The organism is Pseudomonas sp. R3-57, from assembly GCF_051132065.1.
GTDB lineage: Bacteria > Pseudomonadota > Gammaproteobacteria > Pseudomonadales > Pseudomonadaceae > Aquipseudomonas.
Window position 1 is genome coordinate 3,373,289 of the sequence record NZ_CP071655.1, and the last position, 17,111, is coordinate 3,390,399.

Consider the following 17,111-nt stretch of genomic DNA (forward strand, 5'->3'; position numbering starts at 1 on the left):
ATTGCTCCTTATGGGGAAACAATCAGCAGACCATGTCAGGCGCTTGCGTCTGCGGTACCCGGATATTGCACGATCGATCATGAGTAACCGGATACGTCACCAGTCCCACGGCACGGATCGCGAGAGAGTTGTCACGTCGTGTCTGGCCTCTCTGAGGGGCGGTTATTTGACTATGCTGTTCAGGAACGACTTCGTGGAGGGGGATATATGGACGATCCAAGCGACAACAAACCACCGACTCTGTGGCAGATGCTGCACAGCGTCATGGCCGCCGCGTTCGGGGTGCAGAGCGGCAAGAACCGCGAAAGGGATTTCACCCACGGCAAACCCAGCCATTTCGTCATTCTGGGGGTTTTGTTCACAGCCCTGTTCGGCTTGACGCTGTTTGGCATCGTCAAACTGGTGCTGCATCTGGCCGGGGTTTGAGGCCTGCATGAAAAATCCGGGCCATGGCAAAACGATCGCGCCTTGTCACCGGCGAACCACCGGCCAGGGGCATGCGATCAGGCCCGGAGTTTCATTTACTGGTGGCTGACCCAGAATACCGCTGTCCCTACAACGAGAATGATCAGGAACAGGATGGCCCACGCATCGACACTGCTGTCGCTCTTTCTTGCCTTGGTCGGGTTGCTCATTGCATCGCCTCTTGTCGGTTTTGTCGGTGATTGCAGAAAGACTCGACCACAGTTAAGACGAAGATTGTCCGCACGACAAATGTGGAATAGTTGACAGCGATTCTCGTTAGGCGATTTGGTTCTTTACATATACTCAAACATCACTTTTGCGCATAACTGCAAACGGGTATATTGCCCCGGCTCCGTCAGGGAGTGCGCGGCCGTGCGCGCAGAATTGCAGAGGCACAATCGGACTCCAGCAAGCGAAAACGCAGCGTTTTCCGAGTAGCCCAAAGCCTGAGAACAGGACTTATATGTACGTATACGACGAGTACGATCAGCGGATCATCGAGGACCGCGTCAAGCAGTTCCGTGATCAGACCCGACGCTATCTGGCAGGTGAGCTGAGCGAAGAAGAATTCCGCCCCCTGCGCCTGCAAAATGGCCTGTACATCCAGCGTTTCGCGCCGATGTTGCGCGTCGCCGTGCCGTACGGCCAACTGACCTCGCGTCAGGTGCGCATGATGGCCAAAATTGCCCGCGACTACGACAAGGGCTACGCCCACATCAGTACGCGGCAGAACGTGCAGTTCAACTGGCCGGCTGTGGAAGACATTCCGGACATTCTGGCTGAACTGGCCACCGTGCAGATGCACGCCATCCAGACCAGCGGCAACTGCCTGCGCAACGTCACCACCGACCAGTTCGCCGGCGTCGCTGCGGACGAAGTGATCGACCCGCGTCCCTGGTGCGAAATCGTTCGGCAGTGGACCACGTTCCACCCTGAATTCGCTTACCTGCCGCGCAAATTCAAGATTGCCGTCAACGGTTCTACCAGCGACCGTGCCGCCATTGAAGTCCACGATATCGGACTTGAGCCGGTGTACAACGCTGCTGGCGAACTGGGCTTCCGCGTGCTGGTCGGCGGTGGCCTCGGTCGTACGCCGGTCGTTGGCGCCTTCATCAACGAGTTCCTGCCGTGGCAGGATCTGTTGAGCTATCTCGACGCCATCCTGCGGGTCTACAACCGCTACGGCCGTCGTGACAACAAGTACAAGGCGCGGATCAAGATCCTCGTCAAGGCGCTCACGCCTGAAGTGTTCGCGCAGAAAGTCGATGCGGAAATGGAGCACCTGCGTGGTGGCCAGACCACGTTGACCGACGCTGAACTGCAGCGTGTCGCCAAGCACTTCGTCGATCCGGACTACAAGGCGCTCGACAACCAGACCGCACAACTGGCTGATCTGGACAAAGAGCATCCAGGTTTCGCCCGCTGGCGCAGCCGCAACACCCTGACGCACAAGAAACCGGGCTATGTCGCCGTGACCCTGTCGCTGAAGCCGACCGGCGTAGCGCCAGGCGATATCACCGACAAGCAGCTCGATGCCGTCGCCGACCTGGCCGAGCGCTACAGCTTCGGTCAACTGCGCACCTCCCATGAGCAGAACATCATCCTTGCCGATGTCGAGCAGAGCCAGTTGTTCACCTTGTGGGGCGAATTGCGCGAGCAAGGTTTCGCCACGCCGAACATTGGTTTGCTGACCGATATCATCTGCTGCCCTGGCGGTGATTTCTGCTCGCTGGCCAACGCCAAGTCGATCCCGATCGCCGAATCGATCCAGCGTCGTTTCGACGATCTCGACTACCTGTTCGATATCGGCGAGCTGGACCTGAACATCTCCGGTTGCATGAACGCCTGTGGTCACCACCACGTCGGCCACATCGGCATCCTCGGTGTGGACAAGAAAGGCGAAGAGTTCTATCAGGTGTCCCTCGGTGGCAGCGCCAGCCGTGACGCGAGCCTGGGCAAGATCCTCGGCCCGTCCTTCGCGCAGGACGCCATGCCTGACGTGATTTCGAAACTGATCGACGTGTACGTTGAACAGCGCACCGAAGACGAGCGCTTCATCGACACCTATCAGCGTATTGGCATCGACCTCTTCAAGGAACGCGTCTATGCAGCGAATCATTAAGAACAACGAAGTCGTCGACGAAACCTGGCACCTGCTGCCAAAGGATTTCAACATCGACGAAATCAGCAACTGCGACGACCTGATCGTTCCGCTGCAACTGTGGCGCGAGCACAGCCGCATGCTCAAGGCTCGCGATGGCGGTCTGGGTGTCTGGCTGGACGCTGACGAAGAAGCCGAAGAGATCGGTGAAGTGGTCAATGAGTTTCAGGTGATTGCCCTGAACTTCCCGGCTTTCACCGACGGCCGCAGCTATTCCAATGCGCGCCTGTTGCGTGACCGCTATGGCTTCAAAGGTGAACTGCGTGCGATTGGCGACGTGCTGCGCGATCAGCTGTTCTACATGCATCGCTGCGGTTTCGACGCGTTTGCCATTCGCGCCGACAAAGATCCGTACGAGGCGCTGGAAGGTCTCAAGGACTTCTCCGTGACGTACCAGGCCGCGACTGACGAACCGCTGCCGCTGTTCCGTCGCCGTTAAGCCCCATCGCTTTGTAGCAGATACAAAAACGCCGGTCATGTGACCGGCGTTTTTTATGCCTGTTGAGTTACCAAAACCGTTGCTGCGTCAGGCGGCTCCACCAGCTCAACAGCACGCGATCGACTGAACCGCTGGCGGCCATGCCGATACGCTCCTGCAGGCTTTTACGCTCGGCGTAGTGCAGGTGATAAACCTCGGCTTTTTTCGCCCGGTCTGCCAGGTATTCGTCGCTGGTCTTCAATTCGTCGACCAACTGCTTGTCCAGCGCCGCGATGCCGAGCCAGACTTCGCCGGTCGCCACGTCATCGATCGCCAGTTGCGGGCGATAGCGCGCGACGAAGTTCTTGAACAGTTGATGGGTGATGTCCAGGTCTTCCTGGAACTTCTCCCGGCCCTTTTCGGTGTTTTCGCCAAACACGGTCAGGGTGCGCTTGTACTCACCGGCGGTCAGCACTTCGAAGTCGATATCGTGCTTCTTGAGCAGGCGATTGACGTTGGGCAACTGCGCAACCACCCCGATCGAGCCGAGAATCGCGAACGGCGCGCTGATGATCTTCTCGCCGATGCAGGCCATCATGTAGCCGCCGCTCGCCGCAACCTTGTCAATGCAGACGGTCAACGGCACGCCGGCCTCACGGATACGCGCCAGTTGCGAGGAGGCCAGACCGTAGCTGTGAACCATGCCGCCGCCGCTTTCCAGGCGCAGCACGACTTCATCCCTGGGCGTGGCGAGGGTCAGCAACGCGGTGATCTCGTGGCGCAGGCTTTCGGTAGCCGAGGCCTTGATATCGCCATCGAAATCGAGCACGAACACCCGTGATTTTTTCTCCGGCTTGTTCTTTTGTTTCTTCTCGCCTTTCTCGGATTTCGCCTCGCTTTTGCGCAGCGCCTTGAGCTGATCCTTGTCGAGCAGCGTCTGCTCAAGGCGCTCACGCAGGCCTTTGTAGAAATCGTTGAGCTTGCTGACCTGCAATTGCCCCGCCGACTTGCGCCGGCCCTTGCTGCGCAATGCAGCAAAACTGGCCAGCACCACCAAAATGGCGATCACCAGCGTGACAGTCTTGGCCAGGAAGCTGGCGTATTCGGTGAAAAACTCCACAGAGACTCCTTAGAACAATGCGTGGTGGTACGGCACACGCGGGATGGCCCCAGCATACCCATGCGCCGCCCTGTCGACCAGCCGGGAAACCTCCGGCAACACCCCGGTAACGGGCATTTCAAACAAGCGTATGTTTTTTCATTGACAGCTACCCGCCATCCTCATAACCTCGCCGAACCTTCAACGTACCGGGAAGACGCGGACGTGGGCAGCATCTACTTGATTCGACATGGCCAGGCCTCCTTCGGTGCAGACGACTATGACGTGCTGTCGCCAACCGGCGTGCGCCAGGCAGAAATCCTCGGTCAGCACCTCGCTGAACTGGGCATTCGCTTCGATCGCTGCCTCGCCGGTGACCTGCGCCGCCAGCAACACACGGCCACCAGCGCCCTGGAGCAATTCAGCGCCAAAGGCCTGCCGGTGCCGATCCTCGAAACCGACTCGGCGTTCAACGAATTCGATGCCGACGCGGTGATCCGCGCGCTGCTCCCGGCGATGTTGCCGGAAGAACCGGAAGCGCTCGACATCCTGCGTAACGCCGCGCAAAACCGTGGCGAATTCCAGCGCATTTTCGCCCTGATCATCGAGCGCTGGCTGGCCGGCACCTTCGACACCCCTGGCCTGGAAAGCTGGCAGGGCTTCGTCGAACGCGTCCGCGCCGGTCTGCACCGGATTCTTGATCTGGCGGAAAAGCATCAATCCGTTGCCGTATTCACTTCCGGCGGCACCATCACTGCCCTGCTCCACCTCATTACGCAAATGCCTGCGAAACAGGCCTTTGAATTGAACTGGCAAATCGTCAACACCTCGCTCAACCAGCTGAAATTCCGCGGTCGCGAGGTGGCCCTGGCTTCCTTCAACAGTCATGCGCACTTGCAACTGCTGAAGGCTCCGGAACTCATCACCTTCCGCTGAGTACCGGACAACTGTGACCCTTGCTGTAACACCAGCACCATTACCTAACAAAGGATCGAACCATGACCTCCGTAGCTGATGCCGTAAAAGCAATGCAAGCCAAGTTCAACCCAGCCGCCGCTGCCGGTCTGGACCTGGTCTTCGGTTTCAACATCACCGACGAAGACAAGCAGTACGCACTGATCGTCAAGGACGGTACTTGTGACATCCAGGAAGGCGAAAACCCGGATGCCAACTGCACGCTGGTACTCGACAGCCAGACCCTGAAAGACATCGTCAGCGGCGAAACCGACGGCATGCAGGCATTCATGGGCGGCAAGCTGCGCGTTGAAGGCGACATGATGCTGTCGATGAAACTGTCCGAGCTGTTCCCTTCGTAAGAAGCGGCTTGGCTATCTGCAAATCCCGTCCTGGTGGCGGGATTTGTCGTTTCTGCGCCTGGCTTGCGTATGGCAGTTGAGCGTCTGGTCAGCTTGCCACCAAATCCTTCAACAACCGCGTATCCAGACCAAAACGCTCTTGCGAAATCATTTTGAACTGTCCCTCCGCCAGGTCGCAGCTCACCAGCAAATTCCACGAATGGCGGGTTGCGACCGAGGGCACCAGTACAAAGGGGTGTTCCGCCAACAATGCGTCGGCAAACTTGCGCTGATTGGGCGATGTTTTCATCGGGTGCAACCAATGCGGATTGGGCACTTCTTCCGGTTGCACGATTCTGACGCTGGCTTCGTGGATGACCTCAAAACAGGTCAACACGTGAGGCTCCTCGTCCAGTGCATCGAACCCGCCATGGGCGGCTACTTCGAGGATGGCCGTGGATGGGTCGACTGACGCATAAACCACACGTCTCCCGGGTGTATTCCAGCGGCCGCCACGGCGATTCGAACCCAGGCCGCGATCCCACGTATCGCTGTACATCTCGCGATCCAGTCGCCAGGCGTACCAGCGTTCATCCCAGGGCAAGGGATTCATTGATAAACCCCGTATTTGATCTGGTTCAGATACTCCTCGACCATCCTGAAGCCCAATGCGTGCCCGACCAGATCGAGCGGAACATGACCGTAGAAATAGGTCGCAGATTGTTGCAGCCACGACTCGGCCTTGGCCTGGCGTGCGAACACTTCGGTGGCCAATTCCAGCGCAGCGGCGTATTGGTACGCGATGATGCTCTGCGGCGTGTCCAGGCGCACCGACGTTCCCTCTTTGAGCAGGCGCCGCACGGTTCTGACCGACCTTCCAGTGATGCGTTTGACCAGATCGCCACGCTGATAGAGCTCGCTGGTGGCGAGCATATTGACGACATCGTGCAGTTCAAACCCTTCGGTTGTGCAGCGCAGAATCAGCATCGGGTCGTCGCCGGTGTCCTGCCCGCGCAGCAACAACTCGACGGGCTTGCCCTCGAGTTTTTTCAAACCCGTAAGCCGAGGCGCTTTGGCGGTTGGCATGGCGACGTCCTCCGAGGGGCATCTGGCGCGATCGTCGCGCCAGTAATGGCGAGGGGAGTAAGCAGGCGTGTGGCCTTCAAGCAGCGGGATTCGCATATTGCCGTCCTTTGTCTGGGTTCAGAGCGATCAAGCGCTCGGTGACTTCAATGTCGGGACTGATGCTATAGGCCAGGCGTCCGACAACCAACCTGAAAAAGTCGTCAGAAATATCCCCTCATCAGCTGGAAACAGGCCCGTTTCCGTAGGACCTGAACGAACGCCAGGCAGCACAACGAGTCGGCCCGAGCAGACAGAGCGTTGCGCCGCACAACCACAACCAGTTCGCCGAGAAGTGCCGCAACTTCGTCTACAAGCGCAAGGTTTGCGGCACGCCGGCGCGGTTGGTCGAGGACTGGGCACGGGTGCGTTCGGTTGAGTTGGCCAGTTGATTTGGCGGTGACTTTTGCCCGTACAATGCGCCATCTGAAAACACCGGCCCGCCCATGGACATCGATCTCGCTCGCACTTTTCTGGAAATTGTCCGCCATGGCAGCCTCGCCGCGGCGGCGCAGAAGCTGTTTGTCACGCAGACGGCAATTACTGCGCGGGTGCAGAAGCTGGAGAGCCAGCTCGGCAGTACGCTGTTCGTGCGTAACCGCGCCGGGGCGAAGCTGACGCCCAATGGCGAGGCCTTCGTGATCTATGCCAATCAACTGGTGCAGACCTGGGAAGCTGCACGCCGCGACCTGCCGCTGCCCGAGGGCTATCACAACGTGCTGCACATCGGCGGCGAAGTCAGCCTGTGCAATCCGTTGATGCTCAGTTGGGCGGCGGAACTGCGCGAGAAGATCCCCGGTCACGCCCTGCGCATGGAAATCCGCGATGGCGAGAACCTGCTGCGCCAGCTCGAACTCGGCGTGCTCGACGCAGCCCTGGTCTATCAACCGGAATACTGGCCGGGCTTGCAGGTTGAGCAAGTGCTGGAAGAAAAACTGATTCTGGTGCGCGCCCCGGATCGCCCGGATCCCTACGTGTACATCGACTGGGGCCCGGATTTCCGCCGCCAGCACGACGCCGCGCTGCCGGAAAAGGCCAAGGCGCCGCTGAGTTTCAATCTTGGCCCACTGGCCCTGCAATACATTCTCGAACACGGCGGCAGCGGCTACTTCCGGACCCGCGTGGTGCGCACCTATCTTGAAACCGGTGCGCTGGAGGCGGTGACCAAAGCCCCGGAATTCGGCTATCCGACCTACCTCGTCTATTCACGCGACCGGGATTCGGCAACCCTGCAGCACGCCTTCGACCTGCTGCGCGAAGTGATCCGCACCGATGACGACTGGTCGCAGCGCTGGAATCCGTTGAGCTGACGCGAACGCTTTACACCGGATGATGGCGCAACTGCCATCAAGGTCGAGCCTGCACCCATGGCCGGATCGGCTACTCTGCCGGGTATAACAACGACACCCGCAGGTGAGGCAGTGAGGCAGACCACCGAGATGTTCCGCGAGCGCTACCGCGTGGCCGTTCATCCGCGCTACAACCCGTGGCTGCACGGCGGTTTTGTACTGGTGTTTGGTGTGCTGGCGATCGCCGGGTTCTGGAGCGGCGTGCAACAGGTCAGTCCGCTGCAATGGCTGACGGTGCCGCTGACCCTGCTGCTGTTCAATTTTGGCGTGTACATGGCCCATCGTCATCTCGGCCACCACAAAAAGGCTTGGGCGAAAATGTTCTATGCCCGCCACGCAGGCGATCACCACAGCTTTTTCACCCCGGGCCACATGAGCTACGACAGCGCGCGCGACTGGCGGGTGATTCTGTTTCCGGCGTGGCTGGTCGTGATCCATACGCTGCTGATCACCCTCCCGCTGTGGTGGTTGCTGGCGCAGGTAAACAGCAACGTCGCCGGCCTGTTCGGCGGTTGCATGGTGCTGGGCTACCTGACTTACGAAGTGTTTCACGCCTGCGAACATCTACCGCCAGATCATCCGCTGGCGCGCCTGCCGTGGATTCGGCAGATGCGCCGCCTGCATGAATTGCATCACCGCCGCGAGCACATGCAGGCAAGCAATTTCAACATCGTTGTGCCGCTGATGGATTACCTGTTCGGCACGCTTTATCGCGCGCCTGAAGCCCCCCTTCCGAGCCACTCGAGACTGCCCATGACCCGCATGCAGCACCAGATCGATATTGCTGGCGACCCTGTTGCCGTCCTCGCCTATGCCGCCACCGTCAGTCGCTGGCCGGAGTGGCATCCTTCGTCGCTGAAAATCGACGGCGCCCAAGGGCCGCTGCATGCCGGTTCACGTTTCGAGGAAGACATCAACGCCGGCGGGCGCAGCGGCCATTTGCGCTGGGAGGTTACCGAATACCTGCCCGGCCGCCGCTGGTGTGCGCGGGCACAGGGTGACCAGGGACTGTCGTTGAATCTGACTTACGAATGCAGCGCCGAGGCTGGCGCGACGCGATTCGTGCGCACGCTGGATTATCGCTTCGACGGCTTCGCCCTGCGCATCGCCAATCGCTTGCTGCTCAAGCGGCGTATCGAGCGCGAGTCCGCCGCGTCATTGCTGGCGTTGCGCGACATGGCCACGCAGTACCTGGCCTCAGCGAGGGCGCACGCGTGAAGCTACGGCATGGATTGTCATTGCTGATCGTCATCGTAGTCGGTTTTCTATTGTTGTTGCCGACCCGCGTCGAACCGCTGGCCTGGACGCCACCGCCAGCACCGTCGCTGAAAGAAGGCATCTACGCCGACAATCAGAAACTCAAAGGCGCGGTAAAGGTCGGGCCGAGCGATATCGAAGGGCCGGAAGCATTACTGCTGGAAGACGATTACCTCATCACCGGCCTGCACGACGGCCGACTGATCCGCACCAGCCTCGACGGCCAGGCGCGCAAAGTGCTGGCTGACACTGGCGGTCGTCCGCTGGGCCTGGCGCGGCATCCCAACGGTTTGCTGGTGATCGCCGATGCGGTCAAGGGCTTGCTGTCCCTCGACGCGCAAGGTCGGTTGATTCCATTGAGCACCGAGGCCAACGGTCTGGCTTTCGGCTTCACCGATGACGTGGCGATCGACAAATCCGGGCATTACGCCTACTTCAGCGACGCGTCCAGCCGCTGGGGCTATGGCCATGACGGCGAGGCGATCATCGAGCACGGCGCCGACGGGCGTTTGCTGCGCTACGACTTTCAGACCGGCAAGACCAGTGTGTTGCTGGACGAACTGCAGTTCGCCAACGGTGTGACCCTCGGCCCGGATGACGCCTATGTGCTGGTCAACGAAACCGGCGCCTACCGCATCAGCCGTTACTGGCTGAGCGGACCGCAAGCCGGCACCCGTGATGTCTTCATCGACAACTTGCCGGGGCTGCCGGACAACCTCGCGTTCAACGGCAGCAATCGCTTCTGGGTGGCCTTGTATGCGCCGCGCAATGCGTTGCTCGATGGCACCGCCGAGCACCCGTTCGTGCGCAAGATGATCGTCCGGGCGCTCACCGTGCTGCCGAAACCGGTGGAGAAACGCGGCTTTGTGCTGGGGCTGGATCTGCAGGGCAAGGTGATCGCCAATCTGCAGGACGCGAGCAGCGGCAATTATTCGCCGATTACCACGGTGCGCGAGTATGGGGAGTGGTTGTATTTCGGCTCGTTGAAGGCGCGGCATATGGCGCGTTTGCCACTGGATGCGGCTCTGAAGTGACCCCTTCGAGGCTGTGTTGAATGGACTGGCGCTATCGCTAGCAGGCTAGCTCCCACAGGGTTCTGCGTCGGTCACAAAATCTGTGGGCAACACATTCCACTGTGGGAGGCAGCCTGCTGGCGATAGCGGTTTGTCAGTTGCTGGACCTGTCGAACTTCTCGGGATCTTCATCCTCAGGCAATTCTTCTACAGGCTTTTCGGGATGCGCAGTGGTATGCGCCGGGCTGTTCGGTTCGGGACGGGTTGGAATCGGGTCGAATCCGCCCTGCTCCTCACTGGGGAATCTGGGGTCGTTCATAAGGCACCTCGCCAAGAGTCGGGGACAAGAGACTCTGAATATTCGAGGTGCCGTTGCCGATAGTCGTTCCGGTCAGTCTGTGACCGCCGGTCGGTAGCTCACTGGCCCGTCAGCGGCTGCCCGGCCAGTCGGGCGACGATGCCTTCTTTGGCGATCACGCGTTTCTCCTTGAGCTTTTTCAGGTCGTCATCACTGAGTGTATTGGCGTTCTCGGCCTCGACCACTTCCTTGTCCACATCAAAGTATTTAGCCACCAACGAATCCAGCTTCGGATCCTCGGAGCGTTTTTGCTCGATCTCTTCCTTTTTGCAACCCAGGTCCTGATACAGATCATGTGAAACCGGCATGAAACACCTCCATCAATTGATCGACAACCAACGCGACCGATGCGCTGGTTCGTTATCAGCATGGCCTCACCCGCAGGCGTCTGTCGACACCCTGTCAGACCAGCGGTTGCCGTTCGTCGCCCTGTCGCAAATGCGATAAAACCTTTGCCGGGTGCGTTCGCTCCATTGGTTAACGCTCACAAAAACCTGCGTGGAGATACCCAATGGACGGATTCAACCTGCGTCATCTCGCTCTGGCTGTTGCCCTCAGTGCCGGCATGAGCTCGGCCTTTGCTGCCACTTCCAACGACTTTGTCGACAACGCGGCGGCCGGTGGCATCGCGGAAATCGAAACCAGTCGCCTGGCGCTGGAAAAAAGCCAATCGGCTGACATCAAGGCTTTCGCCAACCAGATGATCACCGATCACAGCAAGGCCAACGATGAGCTGGCGAAGATCGCCAAAGCCAACGACATCGAAGTGCCGGACACCACGACCCTGACCAAACAGGCCAAGGCCAAGATTCTCGACATGCGCGACGAATCGTTCGATGCAGCCTATGCCAACAATCAGGTCATGGCACACCAGGAAACCATCGAGCTGTTCAAGAAACAGGCGAACACCGTGACCGATGACAAGGCCAAGGGTGCGACTGAGCTCAAAGCCTTCGCACAAAAAATGCTCCCGGCGCTGGAAGAACACCTCAAACACGCCAAAGAGCTACAAGCCAAGCATACGAGCAAATAAACGCCCGGAGCGTAAAAAGCCGCATCCATGGATGCGGCTTTTTTGTGTGTGCCAATCAACCCCCGTCGGTGTCGATGTCGGCGTCGGTGCTCTCGCCCGGCGCAGGTCTGTCCGGATCGGGCTTGAAGCCGGGGCTGAAGTCGTTGCTGTTGTCGTTGTGATGCTGCTTCTGATCGACGTCACTGCGCGCACTGTCCGCCTGGCCCTCTTCTACTGGCGCTGGCGTGGTCTGCCCCGGTGATTGCGGATCGATCGCGGGGTCGTTGCGGTTGATCGAATCAGCTGATTGATTTTGCTGTTGCGACGCTTGATCGTTCATAGCCACCTCATTCAGGGTCCTGCATCTTTCATCTGGCACGACTGGAAACGTCGGCCATGCAGATTCGAAGCCCGACGGCGATGATTCGTTCAAAACATCGCAGGAGCTTGTGATTCGGCGGATAAATCATTCGTGGCGAATAGACTCACACAGTGACTGGCGTGTCGCCACGGCCTTGAGTACACCGCAGAAACCTGTGGGAGCCAGTCTGCTGGCGATAGCTGACTCCCAGTCAATGAACGTTTGAATGTTCTACCGCTATCGCTTGCAGGCAAGCTCCCACAGGTTTTGTGTTGTGGCTCAATAATCAGACATCTCCAAGATCCCTGTGGGAGCTGGCTTGCCAGCGATGGCGCCAGCCAATCCACCACTGTTCTGATGCCGAACCGAGATCCATTGTGGGAGCCAGCCTGCTGGCGATGGGGCCGGCCGCGGCCATGGAGCTATCGGCCCAAAGCCTGGGCGAGAAACGGTGCAGTCTTGCTTCTCTTGCTGGCGGCGATTTTTTGCGGTGTGCCGGCGGCGACGATTCTGCCGCCCTGATCCCCCGCTCCCGGGCCGATGTCGATCACCCAGTCGCTTTGCGCGACCACGCGCATTTCATGCTCGACGACGATCACCGTGTGCCCTGCGGTCACCAGCGTATCCAGTTGCTCGAGCAACCGATCGACATCGCGCGGGTGCAATCCGGTGGTCGGTTCGTCGAGCACATACAAGGTCGCGCCGCGCTGGTTGCGCTGCAATTCGGTGGCGAGTTTGATGCGCTGCGCCTCACCACCGGACAGCTCGGTGGCCGGCTGCCCGAGGCGCAGGTAGCCGAGGCCAATGTCACGCAGCACTTCCAGCGAGCGGCGAATGGCCGGTTGCTCGGCAAACACCGTGACTGCCTCATCGACGGTCAATTGCAACACCTGAGCGATGCTCAAGCCTTGCCAGACAATCGCCAGGGTCTGCGGGTTATAGCGCGCGCCATGACAGGTCGGGCACGGTGCGTAGACGCTGGGCATGAACAACAACTCGACACTGACAAACCCCTCACCTTCGCAGGTGGCGCAGCGGCCTTTGGCGACGTTGAAGGAAAACTGCCCGGCGGCGTAACCTTCGGCGCGCGCCGCATCGGTGGCGGCAAACAGTTTGCGTACGTTATCGAACAGCCCGGTATAGGTCGCCAGGTTGGAGCGTGGCGTGCGACCAATCGGCTTCTGGTCGACCTGCACCAGACGCTTGATCGATTCCAGCCCCGCCGTGACCTGGCCACCGCTGACCTGCGGTGCATCGTCTTCGAGGCTGAGTTCTTCCGGTTCGGCCTCAACCGTCGGCCGGCCCAGTTGCGCACCGACCAGCTCGAGCAAGGCCTGACTGACCAGGCTCGACTTGCCGGAGCCCGACACACCGGTCACCGAGGTGAAACAGCCCAAGGGAAATTCGGCACTGAGGTTGTTCAAATTATTGCGCGTGATGCCCGCAAGCTTCAGCCACGCCGTAGGCTTACGCGCCGTGCGTGGCGGACGCTGCGCTTCGCCGAACAGATAGGGTCGGGTCTGCGACAACCCGACCTCGGCCAGACCGGCCGGCGGGCCGCTGTACAACACCTCACCGCCCTTCTCGCCCGCAGCCGGGCCGACGTCAATCAGCCAGTCGGCGCGGCGCATGGTCTCGACATCATGCTCGACCACGAACAGCGTGTTGCCGTCCGCCTTCAATCGCTGCAAGGCCTCGAACAACGCCTCGCCATCGGCCGGATGCAAGCCGGCGGACGGCTCGTCGAGCACGTAGATCACGCCGAACAGCTGCGAGCCCAATTGCGTCGCCAGGCGCAAGCGCTGCAACTCGCCGGACGACAGCGTCGGCGTGCTGCGCTCGAGCGCCAGATAACCGAGGCCCAGATCAGTCAGGGTGCTGACCCGCTCCAGCAGATCCTCGGCGATGCGCTGTGCGGCAATGCGCTTTTCCAGCGACAGGTTCGGCGTGTGCCGCACATCCGGCGCGCTGGCGTGACCGCTGGCGCCGTGGGCCACACGCTGCTGGCGGGCCTCGCGGGTTTGCGCGTGGCTAAGGGTTGCGCTGCTTTCTTCAGCCTGCTCGAGATAATCCGCCGCAGCGACTGGGCGCAACACCTCAGCCACTTGCAGCAGCGGCATCTGCGACAGCGCACCGATGTCATGCCCGGCAAACGTCACCGACAACGCCTCACGCTTCAGGCGCTTGCCCTCACACAGCGGGCACGGGCTGCCGAGCATGAACTGCGAAACGCGCTTTTTCATCAGCGCACTTTGCGAGTGGGTAAACGTGTGCAGGATGTAGCGACGGGCGCCGGTAAATGTGCCCTGGTAACTCGGATCCAGCTTGCGTTTGAGGGCGACGCGGGTTTCTTCCGGGGTCAGCCCGGCGTACACCGGCACGGTCGGGGTTTCTTCGGTGAAGAGAATCCAGTCGCGCTGCTTTTTCGGCAGTTTCTTCCATGGAATGTCGACGTCTATACCCATGGTGACCAGGATGTCGCGCAGGTTCTGCCCCTGCCACGCCAGCGGCCAGGACGCCACGGCGCGCTGGCGGATGGTCAGGTTCGGATCCGGCACCATCAGCGCCTCGGTGACCTCATAAACCCGCCCCAACCCATGACATTCCGGGCAGGCGCCTTGCGGGGTATTCGGCGAAAAATCCTCGGCGTACAACATCGGTTGCCCCGGCGGATAACTGCCGGCGCGCGAATAGAGCATGCGGATCAGGCTCGATAGCGTGGTCACGCTGCCCACCGATGAACGCGTACTCGGCGTACCGCGCTGTTGCTGCAACGCGACGGCGGGCGGCAGGCCTTCGATGGAATCGACATCCGGCACACCGACCTGATCGATCAGGCGCCGAGCGTAAGGCGCCACCGATTCGAAATAGCGCCGCTGCGCCTCAGCGTACAGGGTCGAAAAGGCCAGTGATGATTTGCCCGAACCGGAGACTCCGGTGAACACCACCAAGGCGTCGCGCGGAATGTCGACGTCAACGTTTTTCAGGTTGTGTTCGCGGGCGCCACGAACCCGGACCATGCCGGCGGGGGCTTTGGAGCTGCGTTTGGAAGTCATCGGCCTGCCTTGGTGAAGGGGTGTTCAGCGCTCAACTGCTGAGTACCGCGCGAATCGTTTGCAGCAGCGCTTGCGGACTGTACGGCTTGCCGAGCAGGTGGGTGTCGGGGCTGAGCTGGTGATTGCGCGAAATGATGTCGCGGGTATGTCCGGACGTGAACAGCACCGCCACCGGCGGCGTCTGCACCTTGGCCCAGGCGAACAGATCCGAGCTCTTGATCAATCCCGGCATGACCACATCAGTGAAAATCAGATCGACTTCAGTGCCTTCAAGCAGTGTCTGCATCGCCACGTCGCCATTGCCGGCGGTGACCACGCGATAACCTTCCTCGCGCAGTAACTCGACCGCCGAAGCGCGCACGGCATCGTTGTCCTCGACCACCAGAATCGTCTCGTTGCCGCCACTTTGCTGGCGTTGCAGATTCGGCGATTCGTCGAGGACCGGACGCAGACTGCGCGGGAAATACAACTGCACCCGCGTGCCCTCGCCGATGCGGCTGTCGATTTCGACATGGCCGCCGCTCTGCTTGACGAAACCGAAGACCATGCTCAAGCCAAGCCCGGTACCCTGACCATCGGCCTTGGTGGTGAAAAACGGCTCGAACACTTGCTCGAGAATGTCCGGCGGGATACCGGCGCCGCTGTCGCTGACCGCGACCCGCACGAAGTCGCCGGGACTGATGCCTTTACCGGCACAGAACGCGCTGTCGAGCTGCACGTTGGAGGCGCTGAGGCCGATCACGCCCTCGCCTTGCATGGCATCGCGGGCGTTGATCGCCAGGTTGAGAATGGCGTTTTCCAGCTGGTTGCGGTCGACGTAGACATGCCACGGTGCTGGCGGCAATTGCACGTCGATCTGGATAGTTTCGCCGAGGGCGCGCTGAAGCAATTCGCCGACGCCTTCGAAGATCTGCTGCGGGTTGCATACCGCCGGCGACAACGGCTGGCGCCGGGCAAACGCGAGCAGTTGCGAAGACAGCTTGGCGCCGCGCTCGACCGCTGCCAGCGAAGCACCGACGCGGCGCTGCACATTGGCATTGTTCGGTTCATGCCGCGCGAGCAGATGCAGGTTGCCCGCGATCACTTGCAGCAGATTGTTGAAATCGTGAGCGACGCCGCCAGTCAGTCCGCCGATCGATTCGAGCTTCTGCGACTGGCGCAACTGCTCTTCAGCCGCAAGCCGCGCCTCGACCTCTTCGGCCACACGCTGTTCCAGATTGCGCGTGAACCTGAGCAGGGATTCTTCAGCGTTCTTGCGTTCATGAATGTCGATCAGCACACCCGGGAAGCGCAGCGGCGCGCCGTCTTCGTCGAACTCGCAAGCACCGCTGGCCAGCACCCACAGGTAACTGCCATCGCTGCGCAACACCCGGTATTCGGCGTTGTATGGCTCACCGGTGTGCACCGAATGAGCGACACGTTCCCGTACCCAGGCGAGGTCATCGGGATGAATGCGCGAGTCGGCGACAGCCTGCGACAGATTGCTCAGGTCCCGGTCCGGTGGATAGGAGAAGGTCCGGGTGAAGCGCTCATCCGCCGACAGTCGGTTGTTTTTGATGTCCCAGACAAACGAGCCGAGCAATGCCCCTGCATTCAGCGCCAGCCGCACTCGCTCGTTATCGGCGCGGTAGGCGTTCTCCGCTTCCTGACGCAGGCGCTCGGAGATCACCAGCTCGGTGGTTTCCACCACCATCGCCATGACGCCGGCGGGCGCGCCGTCATCATTGGCCACCGGGCTGTAATAGAGATCAAGCCAGACGTCTTCCGGGACGCGGTCGCGCAACAGCACCAGGAGTTTATTGCGATAGGACAGCGTGCCGCCCGCCAGGCAGGTGTCGACCACGTTGCGATTGAATTCGGCGACTTCTGGCCAGCCCAACTCGACGGGCGCGCCAAGCAGGTAAGGATGGCGGCCGCCGGCGAATTGCGAATAGGCGTCGTTGTAAACCATGTAACCGGCACGGCCCCAAAGCATCACCATTGGCAGCGGCGAGGCCAGCATCAGTTGTACCGCGCTGCACAGGCTGGCCGGCCAGCTATGCAACGGGCCCAGCTCGGTGTGGCTCCAGTCGAACGCCCGAATACGCTCGGCCATTTCGCCTTTCCAGCCGTCACAACCGTAGCTATCGGATAAAAACTGCATCG

General features: G+C 60.5%; 17 protein-coding genes. 9 read left to right on the plus strand and 8 right to left on the minus strand.

All coding sequences use genetic code 11. The features are described 5' to 3' along the window. Positions 1-207 precede the first annotated feature (207 nt). The 3 genes from J3P93_RS15140 (at position 208) to J3P93_RS15150 (ending at position 3,065) form a co-directional block, all read left to right on the plus strand. Complete coding sequence (locus J3P93_RS15140) at positions 208-426, plus strand: DUF2970 domain-containing protein (protein WP_434589171.1); 219 nt, start codon at positions 208-210, stop codon at positions 424-426. A 502-nt stretch (positions 427-928) separates the two neighbouring features. After that, positions 929-2,587, plus strand: a complete 1,659-nt coding sequence (locus J3P93_RS15145; RefSeq protein WP_434589173.1) for a nitrite/sulfite reductase — start codon at positions 929-931, stop codon at positions 2,585-2,587. Further along, complete coding sequence (locus tag J3P93_RS15150; protein WP_090283212.1) at positions 2,571-3,065, plus strand: DUF934 domain-containing protein; 495 nt, start codon at positions 2,571-2,573, stop codon at positions 3,063-3,065. The genes J3P93_RS15145 and J3P93_RS15150 overlap by 17 nt, the downstream gene beginning before the upstream one ends. Before the next feature lie 67 nt (positions 3,066-3,132). Here J3P93_RS15150 and sohB read toward each other — a convergent pair whose 3' ends face one another. After that, positions 3,133-4,164 carry a protease SohB gene (gene sohB, locus J3P93_RS15155; RefSeq protein ID WP_394502811.1) on the minus strand — a complete coding sequence of 344 codons (1,032 nt, stop codon included), beginning with the start codon at positions 4,162-4,164 and terminating at the stop codon, positions 3,133-3,135. 204 nt (positions 4,165-4,368) lie between these two features. On the opposite strand from sohB, the gene J3P93_RS15160 reads away from it, so the two are divergent. Then, a complete protein-coding gene (locus tag J3P93_RS15160; RefSeq protein ID WP_434589176.1) occupies positions 4,369-5,079 on the plus strand; it encodes a histidine phosphatase family protein in 711 nt (236 codons plus the stop codon). Between the two features lie 62 nt (positions 5,080-5,141). Continuing rightward, positions 5,142-5,459, plus strand: coding sequence for an SCP2 sterol-binding domain-containing protein (locus J3P93_RS15165; RefSeq protein WP_016774477.1), 318 nt, complete (start codon positions 5,142-5,144; stop codon positions 5,457-5,459). 88 nt (positions 5,460-5,547) lie between these two features. Here the strand turns inward: J3P93_RS15165 and J3P93_RS15170 are convergent, their stop codons facing one another. Both J3P93_RS15170 and J3P93_RS15175 read right to left on the minus strand, forming a co-directional pair. After that, positions 5,548-6,051 (minus strand): RES family NAD+ phosphorylase, encoded by a 504-nt coding sequence (locus tag J3P93_RS15170; RefSeq protein ID WP_434589178.1) that lies wholly within the window; start codon positions 6,049-6,051, stop codon positions 5,548-5,550. Further along, the gene (locus J3P93_RS15175) at positions 6,048-6,524 is read right to left on the minus strand and encodes an antitoxin Xre/MbcA/ParS toxin-binding domain-containing protein (RefSeq protein WP_434589180.1); all 477 of its coding nucleotides are present in this window, start codon (positions 6,522-6,524) and stop codon (positions 6,048-6,050) included. Before J3P93_RS15175 ends, J3P93_RS15170 begins: the two co-directional genes overlap by 4 nt. A 482-nt stretch (positions 6,525-7,006) precedes the next feature. Here J3P93_RS15175 and J3P93_RS15180 point away from each other — a divergent pair, with 482 nt between their 5' ends. From J3P93_RS15180 to J3P93_RS15190, 3 genes are all read left to right on the plus strand, one after another. Next, positions 7,007-7,870, plus strand: coding sequence for a LysR family transcriptional regulator (locus J3P93_RS15180; protein ID WP_203421961.1), 864 nt, complete (start codon positions 7,007-7,009; stop codon positions 7,868-7,870). A gap of 111 nt (positions 7,871-7,981) precedes the next feature. After that, positions 7,982-9,127, plus strand: coding sequence for an SRPBCC family protein (locus J3P93_RS15185; protein ID WP_434589183.1), 1,146 nt, complete (start codon positions 7,982-7,984; stop codon positions 9,125-9,127). Then, a complete protein-coding gene (locus J3P93_RS15190; RefSeq protein ID WP_434589185.1) occupies positions 9,124-10,200 on the plus strand; it encodes an SMP-30/gluconolactonase/LRE family protein in 1,077 nt (358 codons plus the stop codon). The genes J3P93_RS15185 and J3P93_RS15190 overlap by 4 nt, the downstream gene beginning before the upstream one ends. A 133-nt stretch (positions 10,201-10,333) precedes the next feature. On the opposite strand, the gene J3P93_RS15195 is transcribed toward J3P93_RS15190, so the two are convergent. Next, positions 10,334-10,498 carry a hypothetical protein gene (locus J3P93_RS15195; protein WP_203421958.1) on the minus strand — a complete coding sequence of 55 codons (165 nt, stop codon included), beginning with the start codon at positions 10,496-10,498 and terminating at the stop codon, positions 10,334-10,336. 98 nt (positions 10,499-10,596) lie between these two features. Continuing rightward, complete coding sequence (locus J3P93_RS15200) at positions 10,597-10,845, minus strand: hypothetical protein (RefSeq protein ID WP_434589187.1); 249 nt, start codon at positions 10,843-10,845, stop codon at positions 10,597-10,599. 203 nt (positions 10,846-11,048) lie between these two features. On the opposite strand from J3P93_RS15200, the gene J3P93_RS15205 reads away from it, so the two are divergent. Further along, a complete protein-coding gene (locus J3P93_RS15205) occupies positions 11,049-11,570 on the plus strand; it encodes a DUF4142 domain-containing protein (protein WP_434589189.1) in 522 nt (173 codons plus the stop codon). 55 nt (positions 11,571-11,625) lie between these two features. On the opposite strand, the gene J3P93_RS15210 is transcribed toward J3P93_RS15205, so the two are convergent. The 3 genes from J3P93_RS15210 to J3P93_RS15220 all read right to left on the minus strand — a co-directional run bounded on the left by J3P93_RS15210 (position 11,626) and on the right by J3P93_RS15220 (position 17,109). Further along, positions 11,626-11,889, minus strand: coding sequence for a hypothetical protein (locus J3P93_RS15210; RefSeq protein ID WP_434589191.1), 264 nt, complete (start codon positions 11,887-11,889; stop codon positions 11,626-11,628). A 443-nt stretch (positions 11,890-12,332) separates the two neighbouring features. Beyond that, a complete protein-coding gene (locus tag J3P93_RS15215; RefSeq protein WP_434589193.1) occupies positions 12,333-14,966 on the minus strand; it encodes an excinuclease ABC subunit A in 2,634 nt (877 codons plus the stop codon). 31 nt (positions 14,967-14,997) lie between these two features. Next, positions 14,998-17,109 carry an ATP-binding protein gene (locus tag J3P93_RS15220; RefSeq protein ID WP_434589195.1) on the minus strand — a complete coding sequence of 704 codons (2,112 nt, stop codon included), beginning with the start codon at positions 17,107-17,109 and terminating at the stop codon, positions 14,998-15,000. Between the last annotated feature and the right edge of the window lie 2 nt (positions 17,110-17,111).

What these genes read in the sequence shown, in the direction of transcription:
- J3P93_RS15200 (WP_434589187.1), bottom strand. Translation starts at nt 10,845, where the DNA reads ATGCCGGTTTCACATGATCTGTATCAGGACCTGGGTTGCAAAAAGGAA.
- J3P93_RS15145 (WP_434589173.1), top strand. Translation starts at nt 929, where the DNA reads ATGTACGTATACGACGAGTACGATCAGCGGATCATCGAGGACCGCGTC.
- J3P93_RS15195 (WP_203421958.1), bottom strand. Translation starts at nt 10,498, where the DNA reads ATGAACGACCCCAGATTCCCCAGTGAGGAGCAGGGCGGATTCGACCCG.
- J3P93_RS15170 (WP_434589178.1), bottom strand. Translation starts at nt 6,051, where the DNA reads ATGAATCCCTTGCCCTGGGATGAACGCTGGTACGCCTGGCGACTGGAT.
- J3P93_RS15165 (WP_016774477.1), top strand. Translation starts at nt 5,142, where the DNA reads ATGACCTCCGTAGCTGATGCCGTAAAAGCAATGCAAGCCAAGTTCAAC.
- J3P93_RS15205 (WP_434589189.1), top strand. Translation starts at nt 11,049, where the DNA reads ATGGACGGATTCAACCTGCGTCATCTCGCTCTGGCTGTTGCCCTCAGT.
- J3P93_RS15140 (WP_434589171.1), top strand. Translation starts at nt 208, where the DNA reads ATGGACGATCCAAGCGACAACAAACCACCGACTCTGTGGCAGATGCTG.
- J3P93_RS15210 (WP_434589191.1), bottom strand. Translation starts at nt 11,889, where the DNA reads ATGAACGATCAAGCGTCGCAACAGCAAAATCAATCAGCTGATTCGATC.
- J3P93_RS15175 (WP_434589180.1), bottom strand. Translation starts at nt 6,524, where the DNA reads ATGCCAACCGCCAAAGCGCCTCGGCTTACGGGTTTGAAAAAACTCGAG.
- J3P93_RS15220 (WP_434589195.1), bottom strand. Translation starts at nt 17,109, where the DNA reads ATGCAGTTTTTATCCGATAGCTACGGTTGTGACGGCTGGAAAGGCGAA.
- J3P93_RS15180 (WP_203421961.1), top strand. Translation starts at nt 7,007, where the DNA reads ATGGACATCGATCTCGCTCGCACTTTTCTGGAAATTGTCCGCCATGGC.
- J3P93_RS15150 (WP_090283212.1), top strand. Translation starts at nt 2,571, where the DNA reads ATGCAGCGAATCATTAAGAACAACGAAGTCGTCGACGAAACCTGGCAC.
- J3P93_RS15215 (WP_434589193.1), bottom strand. Translation starts at nt 14,966, where the DNA reads ATGACTTCCAAACGCAGCTCCAAAGCCCCCGCCGGCATGGTCCGGGTT.